The organism is Bdellovibrionota bacterium, assembly GCA_035292885.1.
Lineage (GTDB): Bacteria > Bdellovibrionota_G > JALEGL01 > JALEGL01 > DATDPG01 > DATDPG01.
The window spans coordinates 1-16667 of the sequence record DATDPG010000161.1 but is presented as its reverse complement, the minus strand read 5'-3'; the positions used below and the strand labels follow the sequence as shown (position 1 = coordinate 16667).

Sequence of the window (16667 nt, the reverse complement as noted above, 5' to 3'; positions counted from 1 at the left end):
ACCCGAAAGGAACAACGACGTGAACGATAAACAAAAAGCGGCGCGGTTACGCATTCAGAAGTCCGGTCACCCAGGCCGCGAAAAAAAGGACGATTCCGCCGATCCAGGAAATCGAATGGCGTAATTGCATCCGCCCTTCCGAATCAAATCCGCGAAAGATCAACCCGACGACCGCAAAAATCCATCCCCAAAATCCGACCTGCGCGACAAGCACCCAGAGTGTTTTGGGCCGCTCATCCGTCTGGAGAGCCTTCCGGTGCTGTTCCAAAGCCCGGGAAAACCCGACCCCTTTTCCCTGTCGAACCTGTTCTTCGGCTCGGAGTTCGGCAATCCGATCGTCGGCGCGGGAAAGACGCTCCCTATACGGCCAGTAAATGTGGCGGATGGCGTAAATGGAGCCGCGAATCGCATCGTAAGCCAACAACGCCATTTTCGGATTCGATTTCTCCGCCGATTGGCCCGCGTTCCAAAGTCGATCCAGCGCCCTCCCGACGAAAGGATTTCCCGGAGCGTACCAATGCGCGCACCGATCCCAATGAACGATGGCTTCTTCGACCCCACCCTTGGAATACGCCTCGTCACCGGTTCGCAGCTCCGATCGAGAATCGTGAACGGCCCGGCCCCACAGAACCCCGGCGACTAAAAAAATGGATGCGAGAATCCGTTTCCAGCGGTTCACTGTAGATCCTTCCTCCGGAACAAAACAATCGCTCCTGAGAGCAAAAGAATCACGTAGCAGACGGCATAAAAAAGCGCATTGACCACCCAGGCCCACGAGATCGGTACGCCGTGTACGATCTCGGCGCTGATCGCAAAATGATCCAGATTATAAAGCGACATCAGGCGGACGACCGCCGCGAACAGATAGGCTCCAAGTCGATCAAAGCCGGCGGTCTCGTTCAGAAAACCCTGCAGCTTTGACTGCGAAACCTGCAGAAGATCGTCGGTCAGATGGCCGACGATCCAGAAGGAAAGACAAAACAGAACGCTCATGAAAGACGAACTATACGAGGAAAAAAGGAGGGCGATGGCCGTCAATACACAAAGCTCCGCGTAAATCAGCACAATCGCCTTAAGCAGTCCGAAATCGAGCGGCTCCCGGTAAAACATCAACATGACGAAGAGAACCAATGTCATCACGGCCACCTCGAGTGCCAATGTAAAGGTCAGGCCGACGAATTTTCCGAGAATCAATTCAGCGCGGGAGACCGGCTTCGACAGAATCGTGTAAATCGTACGACGTTCGATCTCCTTAAAAACAAGGCCGACCCCCACGAAGATCGAAATCAGCGAGCCGAACAGCAAAATGGCGGCCAGTCCGGTATCTTTGACAATCTTGGCATCCGCGCCGAGCGAGAGCTGCCCCAGAAGGCGAGACAGGAGAATGAGTACGACGCAGAAAAAAACCAGCGTGTAGAGAACCTTTTGACGGAGCGCTTCCCGGTAAGTATTGAGAGCGATCGCCCAGATGCGCCGGGGCACGGCCTATTCCCCTGCTTCCTTCATGAAAATGTCCTCGAGCGTCTCTTTCTGGGGAACGACCGAAAGAAGCATCCATTGCCGGCCCCGCCCCCAATCGATCAGTTCGTTCAAAATATCCGGACGAAGGGCCGACATCACCATCTGATCGCCGCTCTTCCGCATTGTAACCTGCCCCACCCATTTCGATGGAACCGAGTCCGTGGGATCCTTTGTCCCGCGCCGGAATATGACTTCGATGCTTTTGATGCGCGACCGAACCAATTCCGAGATACTCCCGCAAGCGGTCAACTTGCCTCGAATCAAGATCCCGACTCGTTCGCAAATTGCCTCTACATCCGTCAGAATGTGGGATGAAAAAAGGACCGTCTTTCCTTTCTGCGCGAGCCGGAGAATGACGTCCCGCATATCCTTTCTCCCGATCGGATCCAGACCGGACATCGGTTCATCCAGAATGACGAGCTTCGGATCGTTCATCAGGGCTTGCGCAATCCCGATTCTCTGCAACATTCCCTTGGAATAATGGCGAAGATGGACTCCCTTTTTATCGGACAAACCCACCGCCTCCAAAAGTTCGTCGATTCGATCGTGCCGTTTCGATCGGCGAAGGCCGAACAGCCGACCGTAAAAATCAAGCAGTTCTTCGGTCCGAAGATAATCGTAGTAATAGGCGTTCTCCGGAAGGTACCCGAGATAGCGCTTGGTCTGAATATCCGTGACCGGTAGACCGAGAACCCGGACGGAACCCCGGGTCGGCTTGAGCAGCCCCATGAGAATCTTGATCGCCGTCGTTTTCCCGGCGCCGTTCGGACCGATGAGGCCGAACACGTCCCCGTCATGAACGGAAAATGTCACGTCATCCAGGCCCCGAACCTTCTTCTTCCAAAAGTCGCCCGTAAAGTCCTTCGTAACTTTCTCAAATTCGACAATCGTTTCATTCATTCGTAGGTCTCGAGCAGGGAATAGTCCTGAAATTCCGGGAACAGGAGCCGTGCGTCCCCCATTAACTCGTCGGCCAAACGCCTTTACCCCTGGGCGCGCGCCAACAGAATTTTCACCAAATAATTCAAGATCAGCGGTTCATCAGGATAAATGAGTCCGGCTGGAATGTCCTGCTGTATCTTCCGCGTACGAACGAACGAGGAACGGCGCGCATCCGAAGAGACCGCCGAACCGATCCGACAGAACCATTCGCCCGCCCGCAATTTCGGCAGAAGCAGCTTGTCCTCGTTGCGTAACGCGTAGCGGTTATCGGCGCTTCTTTGAATCGCCAATTCCCAATAGGTATTTTCGTTCGGCACGAAGTTGTCCGGCGCAACGGCCGCATTTCTGGCCTCTCGCTCCTCCAGCCCCCGATAGTGAAGCTTGAGGTCCGGGCGACGCCCCTCCACAATCTGCGCATAACGCATCAAGCTGAACGTTTGAAAACTCGCGAGTTCCACGCGAGCGGCCGGCGCCGGCTCCTCCATCAAATGAACGAAATGACGATGAGCGCTCCAGTCGTGGCGAAGTGTATCGTGACGCCAATAATTCAAAGCCTGGAAGATCAACCAGATCACCAGTCCGGCACTCATCAAGAAACCAAGCTTTTTCGCCTCGAGCCGTCGGATTAAAATCGTGCTCCCCACGACCGCCAGGGCACCCAGCATCCAAGCCAGAGGATTCAAGTATCCAAGAGCATCGGGATTCGTGGGCCAAAAGACCGTCATCGTCGCCAACGGAAAGAGGCCTATGCCCGCGGCCAAAGCCATGCGGAACGCCAGAACGAGGCGAGTACGCGCGGCATGCGCAAACCCGAGAAGAGCCAACGGAAAAACGATCCAACCCAGACTGTCACCGATCAGTGTGAGAATCGTCACGGTATTCGCCGTAGTATCAACCAGCGTTGAATGATCGTATGCTTTGTAAAGTTGCCCGCGAAGGAACCAGTTCAGCGCTTCGAAGGAGTTCGGAAAACCAAAATCCCAAGGCGCATGAGCCGCCGAACGCAAGGCCACGTAACCAAGAGTGGATAAACCCACGAGCGCCAGAATCGGTTCCGCTCGAACCCTCCGTTGAATCAAAAACGGCAAAGCAAACGCGGCTACGACGGGATGGGTGGCCAGTGCAAATCCCCATAACAGCCATGCCATGAAAAGAGACTTTCGATCGGGCCGGGCCGCAAAAGCCATCGCGCTCCAAACGAGCGCCGATGTCAGGGCGTAGACTTCCGTGCGAATCATTTGAATCGACACCACGAATGAAAGGCCCACCGAGCCAAGAATTAAGAAGAGCGTTCGTCGTTCGGCCGAACCTGTATTTTGTAACAAGCCGCTTCGCTTCAGCCACACCGAAACGGCCCGAATCGCCACGACCCCGGACGCAATCGACATCAGCGTCGTGCGAAAGGCCGCGTCCCCAAACGGAAGCCATGAAAACAGATTCCCCAGCATGGAATCGGGCGGCTGTCCCGGCGGATGACTCACCCCCAAACTGATTCCCGCAAGCGAGAGTTCGGAAGTGTCGAGCCAATGAACGGAGGGGGCGGCCCCGGCCAGCCAGGCCATTCCCAGAAGGATCCAGATCATGAAGAATCTTCGGCCATCGAAAGGAGCGGAAAGTTCGCCCCCCAATCCCGTAAAAGAACCTCCCGGTCCCACTCTCCGGTTTCATCCCGTAACAACAGATAAAGATCAAAGTCGAGGAAAGGGAATTCGTTCCGCCAGGCGGAAATCAAATCGGACAGCGTCTTTTCCAACATTTCCAGGCGGGCCTTTCCCTCCCGCTCCCCATAAAGCTTCCGGTAATACGCGGCGAGGCGGTCCCGGATCTGATCCTTAAGGGAACTCTCGTCCACGCTGCGAAGTTGGGATTCCAGTGTTTCGACGGCGAGCATGTCTTCGAGGAGGCGCACCCCCTCCTCCATCTCTCCGGCGCGACGATAGAGCGTCGCCGCGTACGTTTTGTATAATTCCGGACTTCCCGGTATTCGCGCCGTGGCGGCGATAAACGGCGCTCCACGTTTGCGATCGTGCAGCTCCACGGCATAGTTAAACCCGATCATCTGAGGAATCATCCAGTACCGAGGATCGTGCCTCCACCCGACCGGATCGTTCTGAATGACCTTCCAACCCTTTTCGAGGATCCGCGTGCTCGCAAGAATTCTCTCTCGTGTGATAGCGCCGCCGCGGTACATGAAAACAGCTCCCGCCCAGATGTAGAGCTTCTCGAAACGAGGATCCAAATCGGTCGCAAGATCGATCAAGCCATCCAGGTATATAAATCCCCTTCCGCGTTTGAGTTCATCGGCGAAATATCCAAGCGTGCGAATCCAGATCAGATCCGCAACCACCGCTTCTTGGCCCAGTAGGAATGGGCGAATGTGCGACGCTTTGGCCAAATAAAAGACGTCCCGGACCTTTTCGGACTCACCTTCGAACGCGGAGAGAACTTTGTGAGAAAAACAGGTTCCTCCCAGAGCGGTCAAAAGGAGAAGCCCGACCGTGAACGCTCGTGCCGAATTGGAAAAGAGAGATGGCTTCACGGACTATTAGACTAGCAGGTTGTTTGATCCTCAGAAAAGCAAAGGCGGGCTGGGAAATCCCAACCCGCCTTCCTTCTCTAGAACTTTGACGAGCGCTTTCTACTCGATGTCGTCCTGCGTGTAGAGACCGGCGCCGCCTTCGACTTCACCGGTTGCCGCGTTCACTGAGGCTACGCGCTCGAACAGCGAGCTGGTTCCGTCACCATCAATATCGCCTTCTGCCCTCGCCGTAAACGACGACGTTGTTCCCGAACCGGCCGTGTCCGCGGAATAGCTGTAAAGAACAGGCGAATCGGAACCGAACTTGAGGGCCTTCCAAGAGCTACCTTCCCAGTTCGCCACCGATTTATCGATTCCCGGAGGAGTGGCCGGCTGCGCTGGAGCACTCACGAATTGTTTGGTAATGATGGAACCGCTTCGCGAAACATGCTCTTCGTCGAAATACGCGATTTCGCCGTCGTAAACCTTACGAATGTTCGTTCTCGCTTCCGAGGTTTTCGATTTCTTTATGTATTTCAAGAAGGCCGGAATGGCCACGGCGGCCAAAATTCCGATAATCGCCACGACGATCATCAGCTCGATTAGAGTGAAGCCTCTTTTGTTTCGTTTTTGAATCCAAGCTTTTAACATTTTTCCTCCCGTTGTTCGTTCTAGAGACCTAATCCACGAAAAAAACTCGCTGGTGAGAGAGCAAGATATGGGCCACTGGCACTTCTAAAATAAATTAGATTTAGGCTTAAATTACGGGTAGTTACAAATGGATGTGTTTCACGTATCTTTCCAGGTGACAAATTTTTGTACCCAAAAGCGGGGGTCCCTCCCGCTTAGTGACAAAATTTGTCACTCGGTCTCGTCCTCTCCGGTGTCGAGCCCATGCTTTAGAAGTCGGTATCGGAACGACCGAAAGCTGATGTTGAGGAGCTCGGCCGCACGTTTTTTCACGCCCCCGGCGACCCGAAGCGCATCCACCAGCAGGGCACGTTCATAAGACATAACCTCATCCTCCAAGTGGAGTCCACCGGTCGGAAATCCGGAAGAAGGCACGGAAGGAACGGTTCCCTGGGCCGTCCTCACTTTTTCAGGAAGCGACTCAAGCCGAATTTCCTCCCCAATCTCTAAAGCCATGCACTGTTCAATCACATTCTCTAATTCCCGGACGTTGCCGGGATAGTCGTACGCCATAAGCCGGTCCATAGCGGAATCGGATATTCGTTTGATTCTGTGGTCACGATCCTTTGAATACTTCTCCAAAAAATGTCGGGCCAAGACGGGGATATCTTCTTTTCGTTCTCGAAGGGGCGGGATTCGGATCTGAATGACGTTGAGACGATAGAAGAGATCTTCTCGAAAATCCCCCGTGCGAACGGCGTCGTCCAAGTCCCGATTCGTTGCAGACAGAATTCGAACGTCCACGGGCGTCGCGCTGGTGCTGCCCAAACGAAGCACAGCCCGTTCCTGCAATACGCGCAGCAATTTGACCTGGACTTGGGAGGGGAGTTCGGCGATCTCGTCCAAGAAAAACGTTCCTTCATGAGCCGCTTCAAAAAGGCCCCGCTTGTTGGACGTTGCCCCCGTGAATGCCCCCCGAACATAACCGAAGAGCTCGCTCTCGATCAGAGTTTCGGGAATTGCGGCGCAGTTCACCGACACGAACGGTTTTCCCTCTCGGGACGAGTTCTCGTGGATGGCCTTGGCCACCAATTCCTTTCCCGTTCCGCTCTCGCCGACGATTAAAACGCTGGACCGGCCGGCGGCCACTCGCTCGATCAGATCAAAGAGTCGCTGCATTTTTTGGCTTTCACCGATCAAATGGGAAAAACCCTTCTTGCGGTTCACTTCCCGTCTGAGCGCCTGATTCTCCCGGCGCAGCGCCGATTTCTCCAAAGCGTTTCGGAGCACCAATCGGATCTCATCCACTTTGAACGGCTTCATAAGATAGTCATACGCGCCCCGTTTCATCGCTTCGACCGCGGACTCGGCCGTTGCGAACGCGGTAATCATCAGAACGAGCGTGTCCGCTGAAACCTCTTTGACGCGGTCCAGGACCGCCATGCCATCCACTTCGGGCATGGAGAGATCGGTGATCACCAGGTCGTATAATTGCTGGTCGAGGCGGGCGATTGCTTCCCTGCCGCTGGACACCGTTTCCACTTCATATCCCTCGCTCTTCAAAAGAATCTCGAAAAATTCCAGAATCGAGGGTTCGTCATCGACGATGAGTAGCCTGGCCATTAGTGCCTCGGTCCATAAATACGATGAGACACCGAGGTTGTCGATGCGCCGTGTTTTCGGTGCCCGGCGACTGAGGCGTACCGGGAAGTACGGCGAAGGAGACGGGTGCCGAAAAAGCGGATGCAGCGACGACCGAATGCCATCGTATTTATGGATCGAGGCACTTAGGCTCCGCCCGCAGCGAGTTTCGGCGCGGCCAAAGCCGGAAGCGTAACGCGAAATACGGTCCCTTCTCCCACTTTGCTGTCGACATCGATTTCTCCGCCATGTTCTTGCGCAATCCGGCGCACAATGGCCAGTCCGAGCCCGGTCCCTTTCGTCTTGGTCGTAAAGAACGGGTGGAAAATCTGATCCAGAAGTTCCGGAGCGATACCCCCGCCCTCATCCCGAACTTCGATCATGACCGTCTCCGCCTCATTTCCTCGGCGCAGGGTCAGGGTCAGCTGACCACCCAGGGTCATCGCCTCGGAAGCATTCTTCATCAGATTCCACACCATCTGAGACAACTGTTTTGGGTCACCCTGAACCGACATCGTCGGATCGAGATCCAAGGCGAAGCGTATCCGGCCATCCCCCTGGCTCTTGGAGAAAAGATCCGCCGTTTCCTGAAGCAGACGATGAATGGGGACTTCTTCCACACGCGGCGCGGAAGGCCGAGCGAAAAGCAAGAAATCGGTCAAGAGCGAATTGAGGCGGTCGGTCTCCCGCACGGCGATTCCCATCAATCTTCGTTCATCGGGCGTCAGCCGCAAATTGTTGCGAAGGACTTCCACCGCGCCGGACACCGACGTGAGCGGATTCCGTATCTCATGGGCGATACGCGCCGCAAGCTCTCCGACAGCTGCCAGGCGGTCGGCCCGTTTGATCCGGTCCTCCATATGGCGCTGATTCGTCACGTCTTGAAAGAGGATCAACGTCCCGCGACGGACACCTTCATCCGCCCGGAGCGGAGACGTGGAAAAACCGAGAATTTTCTCGGTTCCGTCCGGCCGACGAAATCTCATCTCGGACCTCCAGGGCCGAGTCGAATCGGAAGCTGTGTCCGATGACAGCTCAAAATGGCTTTTTAGGTCGGGGAAAATATCCGAAATCTCTTTTCCCCGGACATGATCCGCGGATCGCTGTGTTATCAGCTCCGCGGCACGGCTCCAGAAACTGATTCGTCCCGCAGGATCGAGCGTGACCAGGCCGCTCGTCAGGCTGTCGACGATTCGCCCCATCAACGCCTCCAGATCCTCGAATTCCATACTCTTCTCGACTAACTTGCTTTCGGCCTGGCGGAGGCGGTGGGATACGTAACTGGAAACGTAGGCGATCGCGAAAAATACGATCGTGTTCAAAACGATCGAAGCGATGACCTTTCGCTCGATCCAGGCTTCCGGCCCCCCCACCCCAACGAAGGTCACGGGAATCGCGGAGAAATATTCGAGGTCGACGAGCGTCCCATAGAGAACGCTGCTGAGACCCGCGGAAGTGAATGCTCCCTTTCGAAAGAGCAAGATCGCGGCGTTGACGATCGTCAGCCAGTACATGAATTTGAATTCGCTCTCGATCCCGCCCGTGATGTAAACCAACCCTGTCGTGAACAGCAGGTCCCAAACAATTTGCGAAAACGCGAAAACGCCAAGATGAACCAGATGGATGATTCGATGGAGGAAGGCGAATATCGCCGCGACACCGAGATGGCCGATCGTGAGGCCGAAGACCACCCAAAAGGAAGGTCCGAAGAGGCGCCCCTCGCCGCCCGGACGGAACAGAAGCGTTCCGACCACGAGAACCGCGGCGGTCACCAGCCGGCAGGCGATCAGCCACTTGGTCCGTTGTCTTAAGGCCTCGCGTTCGGGAAGTTGCAGATCTTGGGACACGTGCCGTCTTTCTTAGCCCGGAATCGGGAAAAAATCTTGTCTAACCGGTTGCTCAGCAACGGGCGCGTGGACTAGCCGCCGACGGTGCCGGCCAATTTGAAGACCGGAAGGTACATGGCCACCACAAGTCCGCCGATGATCACGCCCAAAAACACCATCATCGCGGGTTCCATCAATGCAGTCAGGGCGTCCACAGCGGAGTCCACCTCGTCATCGTAAAAGTCCGCAATTTTATTGAGCATCGCATCCATCGCACCGGTAGCTTCGCCGACGCTGATCATCTGGCAAACCATCGAAGGGAACACGCCGCTTTCCTCCAAAGGCTCGGCCATCGTCTTACCTTCGCTGATGGATGCCCGTGTATCTTGAATCGCGTTTTCGACCACCTTGTTGCCAGCTGCCTTGGCCACAATGTCGAGAGCGTCGAGCAGCGGAACACCACTTGTAATCATTGTACTCAGCGTCCGGGTGAATCGAGCCACGGCGACTTTTCGAAGCAGGGGACCGAATACGGGAGCCTTAAGCATCGTGGAATCGATAATGAGGCGCCCCTTTTTCGTTCCATACATGTATTTGATTCCGAAAATGATCCCCGAAACGAAGATGATGATCGGAATGAGAAGGGTTTTAAAATTTCGGGAAAACTTGATGACGATTTGAGTCGGAACCGGCAGCTCCGCATTTCCGAATTCCCTAAACATGTTCTCGAAAACGGGGATAACCCACACCAAAAGCACGGTGACCACCATGCTCGCCACGATCATAATGCTGGTCGGGTAGACCATGGCTCCTTTGACCTTCTTCTTCAATTTCATCGATTTTTCGAGGTAGTTCGCCAGGCGCAAGAAGATCGTGTCCAAAATACCGCCCACCTCGCCGGCCGCGACCAAGTTCACGAATAGTTCATCGAAAACCTTGGGATGTTTCCGAAGCGCTTCCGCAAATGTCGAACCGCCTTCAACTTCCGTCTTGACCGCGTAAAGCACCGCTTTGAACTTCTTGGACTCTTGCTGCGACGCCAAAATTTCCAGACACTGCACCAAAGGAAGACCGGCATCGATCATCGTGGCGAACTGCCGGGCGAAAATAACGATATCCTTTTCCTTGACTCCCCCGGACAGGAACGACGGAAGGCCGATCTGTGCTTTCCCTTTCTTTTCGACAATGGCTTTCGGCCGCACCTGTTGCTGTCGCAACCAGGTGACGACCGCCGCCTGGTTCGGGGCCTCTCTCTCCCCTTTTTTCACCACCCCTTGGCGGGTGATGCCTTCCCACTTATAGACCGCCATGGGTTACCCTTGTTGGGCCCTCCGTTGGGCCGCTTGCGCGGCCCCACCAGGGGAAACGGTCCCGCCGTTTGCAATGAGCTGCCGAAGATCGTCCGGGTCGGACGACCGTGCGATGCCGTCTTCCATGGAAATGATCCGTTTGGCGACCAATGCATAGAGCGCCTGATTCATCGTCTGCATTCCGAATTTGGACTGCCCCACCTGCATCTGAGAATAGATTTGGTGGATCTTGTCCTCACGGACCAAGTTTCGAATCGCGGGATTCGGAATTAGAATCTCCACGGCCATCGCTCTCCCCTTGCCATTGGCCCGCGGAATCAGCGTCTGCGAAAGAACCCCCTCAAGAACGAACGAAAGCTGTGCACGCACCTGCGGCTGCTGGTGTGCTGGAAAGACATCCACAATTCGGTTGATCGTTTGCACGCAAGAATTGGTATGCAACGTGGCAAACGCCAAGTGCCCCGTTTCCGCAATGGTTAATGCGGCCTCAATCGTCTCCAAATCGCGCATCTCACCGATCAGAACGACGTCCGGGTCCTGTCGCAAAACGTATTTGAGCGCCACCTTGAACGACTCGGTGTCGGTATGGATCTCGCGTTGATTGACGATACATCCCTTGTGGGGGTGCAGGTATTCAATCGGATCTTCAATCGTCATGATATGTTCGTGCCGCTCCTGATTGATGGCGTCGATCATGGACGCGAGCGTCGTTGATTTCCCGGACCCCGTCGGGCCGGTCACCAAAACCAATCCCCTCGGTTTCCGGGTCAACTCCTGGACGACCGGCGGGAGACCCAACTCGCTGAGCGTAAAGATCTTGAACGGAATGACGCGAAACGCGCCCGTAACCGCTCCCCGCTGCATGTAGGTGTTGGCGCGAAATCGGGCGAGGCCCTTCACGCCGAACGACAGGTCGAGCTCGTTCGACTCTTCGAACTTGTGCTTCTGCGCATCCGTCAAAATGGAATAACAGAGCTGCTTCGTCTCGGGCGGCGTCAGCGGAGGCATTTTGAGAGGCGTCAGCTTTCCGTCAATCCGAAGCTGCGGCGGCGTGCCCGTTGTGATGTGAAGGTCGCTCGCCCCCTTCTCGATCATCGTCTTAAGCAGTTGGTGCAGGTTCGCCATATTCGCCGTTAACGGAGGTCAACATCCTTCATTCGTAACAGGCATGAACCGGGTGTCCCCATTCTAATTGTCGCTGACCGAGACGCGCAACACTTCTTCGAGGGTCGTCACCCCTTCTTCCAATTTGGTCAGGGCCGATTTTCGCATCGACTTCATTCCAAGCCGCATGGATTCTCGCTTGATTTCCGCCGTTGACGCGCCGTTCAGAATGAACTCTTTGGCCTCCTCGCCGATCGGCATGCATTCATAAATGGCCACGCGTCCTTTGTACCCGGTATCGCTGCAATTCCCGCACCCGTTCCCGTGAAACAACGTGACCTTGCTCGCCGTGTCCGGGGCCATCCCGGCGTCAATTAGAGTCTGGACCGGGATCTTGATCTCCGCCCTGCACTCTGGACAAATCTTACGGGCCAATCGCTGGGCGACAATACAGTTGACCGAAGACGCCACCAGAAACGGCTCCACGCCCATATTGAGCAAACGGTTGATCGTGGAGGGAGCGTCGTTCGTGTGAAGCGTGGAGAGCACCAAGTGTCCCGTGAGGGCGGCCTTCACGGCGATTTCCGCCGTTTCGAAGTCTCGGATCTCACCCACCATGATGATATCGGGGTCTTGTCGAAGAAAGGACCGCAGCGCGGCGGCGAAATTCAATCCGATGTCTTCGTGCATTTGAACCTGGTTGATGCCTGCGAGGTTGAATTCGACCGGGTCTTCCGCCGTCGAAATATTCTCCGAGATCTTGTTCAATTCGGAAAGAGCCGAATAGAGTGTCGTCGTCTTTCCGGAACCGGTCGGTCCCGTGACGAGCACCATGCCGAACGGCTTGTGGATCGAAAATTTGAAATCTCCCAGGGCTTTTTCCTCGAACCCGAGCTTCGTCATGTCGAGCTGCAGGTTGGATTTGTCGAGAAGACGAAGGACGACCTTCTCTCCATAAAGAGTCGGGAGAACCGAGACGCGGTAATCCATCTCTTTTCCCTTGCCCATCTTGAGTTTGATACGGCCGTCCTGGGGCAGCCGTCGCTCGGCGATGTCGAGCTGGCTCATGATTTTCAGACGGGAAACGATCGCGTTTTTGAGCTTGAGAGGCGGTTTCATGACTTCGTACAAGACGCCGTCGATACGGAACCGAATTCTGAAATATTTTTCGTACGGCTCGACGTGAATATCGGACGCCCCCTTTTTCACGGCATCCATCAGAACCAAGTTGCACAGCTTCACGACCGGAGCGTCTTCGGCCGATTTGGAGAGGTCGGCGACGTCCATCTCTTCGTCATCGGCGACGTATTCGATCCCTTGATCGTCGAAGTCGGCAAGGACGTCGTCGAAACGCTCTCCCTCGTCGTAATAGCGCTCGATGGCCTCCTTGATCGCCACTTCCGAAGCCACCACCACTTCGATGTTGTAGCCGGTGAGAAATTTCAAATCGTCGATGGCGTAAATGTTCGAGGGATCGGCCATCGCGACGATCAGATTGGCTCCCGATTTGTTCACGGGAATCACCTGGTGCTTATCCGCGACATCCTTGGGCACGAGGTTGATCACATCTTGCTCGATTTCGAATTCGGTCAGATTGATCGAGGGAACGCCGTACTGTTTGGAGAGGAAGCTGGTGAGATCGCTCTCCTTTATATAGCCCAGCTTGGTGAGGTTGTAACCCAGCCGGCCGCCGGTCTTGCGCTGCTCTTCCTGCGCCTTTTGAAGTTGCTGGCTTGAGATCAGGTTTTCTCGGACGAGTAATTCGCCCAGGCGTGTGTTCATCCCGCTTCCTCCTCGGGTCGCTTACACGGGGTAAGACTCAAAGGGGTTTGTGGAGACTGGAGACTTGCAAAGCTGTACTTCGACCCTATCGAAGCACCCTGCCAATCTGAAACGCTAACAACTATGACAATTTTTGTCAATATAATTATTCTCAAGATTACGGGTATTTAGTAACAAGTCGTGTCATAGCGTGTACTTTGGTTCCCTGGATAAAAGCTTCTTTTTTTTCGCCGTCTTTTCAACCACTTCAAGGTCCGATCGGATCTGTCTTTGGAGATCATTGGCCGAACTGAACTTTTTTTCGTCCCGAATTCGGGCGATCCAATCGATCAAAATCGGTTTGCCTTCCATTTCTCCGGAAAAAGAAAGAAGGTGCGATTCCACGATCGAGCCTTGATCCGCTCCGAAAGTCGGACGGTGGCCGATATTCGTCGCCGCCACATAACCGCGGCTATTCACGGTTACCACCGTCGCATAAACGCCCGTTTTCGGAAGAACCGTGGAGACGGGACCCAAATTCGCCGTCGGAAATCCAAGGGATCGCCCCCTCCCGGCGCCGCGAATGACGGAGCCCGCCGTTCGGAAGGGCCGGCCGAGAAGAGGAATCGCTTGATTCACGTCTCCGATTGAAATGAGTGAACGAATCCGCGTGCTGCTGACCTCTTCTCCACCGAGCTGAACGAAGGGAACGACTCTTAGATCGAATCCAAACTCTTGCGCAAGTTGCTTTAGTTTCTCGGGGGTCCCTTCCCGTCCTCGCCCTACGTGGGCGTTCGGACCGACAACGAGGCAGCGTGCGCGAAGTTTTTGAACGAGAAAGAATTCGACAAAATCGCGCGCGCAGATCTTCGCCAGGCCGGAATCAAACGGCTGAATCACGAAGTGGTTCACGCCCAACATTTCGATGAAATCGCCCCGAAGTTCCGGCGTCGTCAGCAAGGGGGGAGACGAGCGTCCCAAGATGACGGACGGATGGGGATTAAACGTCACGGCCACGGAATCCAGCTTGCGACCGAGCGCCTCGTCCACGAGTTTTCGCAAGATCGCCTGATGGCCCAAATGTACTCCATCAAAATTACCGATGCTGACGACCGCCGCCGGGAGATTCGAAGCCAATGGGTCGATACTTTGCCACCGCGTCACGGCTTGCCCTCTTCTACATCCAGCAGTTTTTGAGCCACGGATAAATTCTCCTGCGCTTGCGGATACTTCGGCCAATGCCCGACGACATATCGATAGAGCCGAACCGCTTCTCTATATTCTCCTAAATAGAATTGACCCGCCGCCAGATTCATCCAGATTTCGGGACGATGGGGAGCCAAATCCCTCGCGGCCTCAAGTTCGCCGATGGCCGATTCGTAATCCTTTTGCTTAAGAAGCACGTCGGCCAGATTGAATCGATATTTCCAGTTGTCGGGGGCCAGCTCCGCCGCCCGGTCCGCCGCGGCGACCGCCCCTTCTATATCCGCGCGCTTGAGGGCGATGGTCGCCATAAGATCCCAGCCCCGAGGATCGTCCGGATGAAGTTTCAGATGTCCGCGCACATCGCGATCCGCCTCTTCCAAGTCCCCCAACCGAAGATTCACAATCGAAAAATTCAGGCGCGCTTCCATGTGACCCGGCTGAAGTTCCAGCGCCTTCGCGAAGGCGGACTTCGCAACGTCAAGTTTCTCGGCTTCCAGATTCACGCGCCCCCACTCGTTCCACGCCACGCTCGATCCGGGCGAAGCGGCGATCGCGTGTCGCCAGAGCGACTCTTGATTCTTCCAGGGCATGACACTCCTTACCGCCAGAATCGCCCAAATCACCATCCAGAGGATCGGAAGCGCCTCGGATATCGTCCGGATACGAATGGATCGACTTTGAAGTTGCTCAAAAAGCGTTCCTGCCAGTAATGCGGTTCCGAAAACCGGTAAGTATAGATATCGTTCGGCGATCAAACCTTCGGCCGGCAATAGGTTCGACACCGGCAGCCAAAAGAAAAAAAACGTGGCAAAACCGATTCGAAGTCGGTCCGTTTCCGGTTTTTTCGTTCGTCCGAGAAAAATAGCGAGCATAAAGATGGCCGCTAAGGAGGCCCATGCCGCCCAATCGGAAACTCCGGTTGAAATCCCAAACGGCCGCGTCGGTGTCTGCCCGAAAGGGATCCAGGTTAATAAAAAGGAATAGGGCAAAAGACGAAGAACCGTGCCCAAATGAGTGTCCCATCGACCTCCCCAAAGCGATCGAACTCCGATCCCGCCGGTGACTTTCCAGTGAAGCCAAAGATACAAAATGATTCCGAACAAACCGCATGCGGCAAATATTTTTAGCGACGAAAAGGGTTTCCCTTTTCGACCGAGCCACCCTGCCCAACCGATCGACAGGATAAGAAAAACAACGGCCGATTCTTTGGAAAGTAAGGCCAGCGTCAAGAGAAGAGCTCCGAGCGCGATCCGAGCCCAACCGGGTTTTTTCTTGGAGAAAAGAACATCCATCCCCGCGAGACCGAAGAAGGCCGCCGACAAATCGGGAAGAGCGGAGATAAAACCGACGGTTTCCGCATGCAGAGGATGCAGGGCAAAGAAAAGGGCCGCGAAAACCAACGGGGCTCCGTGAAGAGTGGCACGGTTCAATAGACGCACAACCCACAAACACACGCCAACATGGAAAGAGAGGTTCAGAAGGTGAAACCAGAAGGGAGAAACTCCGACGTGAGCCGCGAGGACGTAAAGGAGTGTGGGGAGAGGCCGCCAGTATCCGCTCGCTTGCGGAACATCATGAAGCGCCCAAAAGTCATGCGTAAAAGCCGAGCCGAGTGTCGCCCAAAGATGTACGGACGCGTTCTCCGCTACCGTGGGAAAGTCATCCCATACAAATTGAAAAGAGAGTGTGATCCCCCATACTCCGAGGCAAGCCACGGCAACGGCCCATTGAACCCGTGTCGTTGCGTTGACTCGCTGGGACAAATTATTTATGATTTTAAACAAGTTAGCTCGTTTTTGACCGTTCAACCCTGCAACCCGACCTCGGACCCGTGAGCTTTAAAACCACCGTTTACGGAAAGTACTTTCTCCTCGACCGAATCGCCGTCGGCGGAATGGCCGAAGTATTCAAGGCCAAAACTTTCGGCGTCCGCGGGTTCGAACGGCTGCTCGTCATCAAACGTATTCTGCCCCACCTTTCCAAAGACGACGAGTTCGTCGAGATGTTCATCGACGAGGCGAAAATTTCGGTCGGTCTCACGCATGCCAACATTTGCCAGGTCACCGATTTGGGCAAGATCGGCGACAACTATTTTATCGCGATGGAATACATCGATGGAAAGGATCTTCGGGCCATCCTCAAAAAATGCCATCAAAAAGAGCTTCGACTCGGCATTCCCCAGGCCCTGTTCGTCGGAATCGAAATGCT

Annotated in this window: 14 protein-coding genes; 1 reads left to right on the top strand and 13 read right to left on the bottom strand. The window is 55.0% G+C overall.

Annotation, left to right across the window (positions count from 1 at the left end):
- Positions 1–46: 46 nt before the first annotated feature.
- From VI895_11600 to VI895_11540, 13 genes are all read right to left on the bottom strand, one after another.
- Positions 47–679: a hypothetical protein gene (locus VI895_11600; GenBank protein HLG20444.1), complete on the bottom strand. Its 633-nt coding sequence runs from the start codon at positions 677–679 to the stop codon at positions 47–49.
- Positions 676–1482, bottom strand: a complete 807-nt coding sequence (locus VI895_11595; GenBank protein ID HLG20443.1) for an ABC transporter permease — start codon at positions 1480–1482, stop codon at positions 676–678. Before VI895_11595 ends, VI895_11600 begins: the two co-directional genes overlap by 4 nt.
- Before the next feature lie 3 nt (positions 1483–1485).
- A complete protein-coding gene (locus VI895_11590) occupies positions 1486–2421 on the bottom strand; it encodes an ABC transporter ATP-binding protein (protein ID HLG20442.1) in 936 nt (311 codons plus the stop codon).
- Between the two features lie 83 nt (positions 2422–2504).
- Positions 2505–4046, bottom strand: a complete 1542-nt coding sequence (locus tag VI895_11585; protein ID HLG20441.1) for a DUF2723 domain-containing protein — start codon at positions 4044–4046, stop codon at positions 2505–2507.
- On the bottom strand, positions 4043–5002 hold the full coding sequence (locus tag VI895_11580) for a hypothetical protein (GenBank protein ID HLG20440.1): 960 nt from the start codon (positions 5000–5002) through the stop codon (positions 4043–4045). The genes VI895_11585 and VI895_11580 overlap by 4 nt, the downstream gene beginning before the upstream one ends.
- A gap of 99 nt (positions 5003–5101) precedes the next feature.
- Positions 5102–5632: a prepilin-type N-terminal cleavage/methylation domain-containing protein gene (locus VI895_11575; GenBank protein HLG20439.1), complete on the bottom strand. Its 531-nt coding sequence runs from the start codon at positions 5630–5632 to the stop codon at positions 5102–5104.
- Positions 5633–5842: 210 nt separating this feature from the next.
- On the bottom strand, positions 5843–7234 hold the full coding sequence (locus VI895_11570) for a sigma-54 dependent transcriptional regulator (GenBank protein HLG20438.1): 1392 nt from the start codon (positions 7232–7234) through the stop codon (positions 5843–5845).
- Positions 7235–7398: 164 nt separating this feature from the next.
- On the bottom strand, positions 7399–9099 hold the full coding sequence (locus VI895_11565; protein ID HLG20437.1) for an ATP-binding protein: 1701 nt from the start codon (positions 9097–9099) through the stop codon (positions 7399–7401).
- A gap of 71 nt (positions 9100–9170) precedes the next feature.
- Positions 9171–10388: a type II secretion system F family protein gene (locus tag VI895_11560; GenBank protein ID HLG20436.1), complete on the bottom strand. Its 1218-nt coding sequence runs from the start codon at positions 10386–10388 to the stop codon at positions 9171–9173.
- A 3-nt stretch (positions 10389–10391) separates the two neighbouring features.
- Positions 10392–11513: a type IV pilus twitching motility protein PilT gene (locus tag VI895_11555; protein ID HLG20435.1), complete on the bottom strand. Its 1122-nt coding sequence runs from the start codon at positions 11511–11513 to the stop codon at positions 10392–10394.
- 63 nt (positions 11514–11576) lie between these two features.
- A complete protein-coding gene (pilB, locus tag VI895_11550) occupies positions 11577–13274 on the bottom strand; it encodes a type IV-A pilus assembly ATPase PilB (GenBank protein HLG20434.1) in 1698 nt (565 codons plus the stop codon).
- Positions 13275–13457: 183 nt separating this feature from the next.
- On the bottom strand, positions 13458–14417 hold the full coding sequence (locus VI895_11545; protein ID HLG20433.1) for a bifunctional riboflavin kinase/FAD synthetase: 960 nt from the start codon (positions 14415–14417) through the stop codon (positions 13458–13460).
- Positions 14414–16174, bottom strand: a complete 1761-nt coding sequence (locus VI895_11540) for a tetratricopeptide repeat protein (protein ID HLG20432.1) — start codon at positions 16172–16174, stop codon at positions 14414–14416. Before VI895_11540 ends, VI895_11545 begins: the two co-directional genes overlap by 4 nt.
- A 116-nt stretch (positions 16175–16290) precedes the next feature.
- Between VI895_11540 and VI895_11535 the strand changes: the two genes are divergently transcribed.
- Positions 16291–16667 (top strand): protein kinase (locus tag VI895_11535; GenBank protein HLG20431.1); only part of this gene is annotated, 377 nt, incomplete at its 3' end.

What these genes read in the sequence shown, in the direction of transcription:
- VI895_11590 (HLG20442.1), bottom strand. Translation starts at nt 2,421, where the DNA reads ATGAATGAAACGATTGTCGAATTTGAGAAAGTTACGAAGGACTTTACG.
- VI895_11585 (HLG20441.1), bottom strand. Translation starts at nt 4,046, where the DNA reads ATGATCTGGATCCTTCTGGGAATGGCCTGGCTGGCCGGGGCCGCCCCC.
- VI895_11575 (HLG20439.1), bottom strand. Translation starts at nt 5,632, where the DNA reads ATGTTAAAAGCTTGGATTCAAAAACGAAACAAAAGAGGCTTCACTCTA.
- VI895_11570 (HLG20438.1), bottom strand. Translation starts at nt 7,234, where the DNA reads ATGGCCAGGCTACTCATCGTCGATGACGAACCCTCGATTCTGGAATTT.
- VI895_11560 (HLG20436.1), bottom strand. Translation starts at nt 10,388, where the DNA reads ATGGCGGTCTATAAGTGGGAAGGCATCACCCGCCAAGGGGTGGTGAAA.
- VI895_11555 (HLG20435.1), bottom strand. Translation starts at nt 11,513, where the DNA reads ATGGCGAACCTGCACCAACTGCTTAAGACGATGATCGAGAAGGGGGCG.
- pilB (HLG20434.1), bottom strand. Translation starts at nt 13,274, where the DNA reads ATGAACACACGCCTGGGCGAATTACTCGTCCGAGAAAACCTGATCTCA.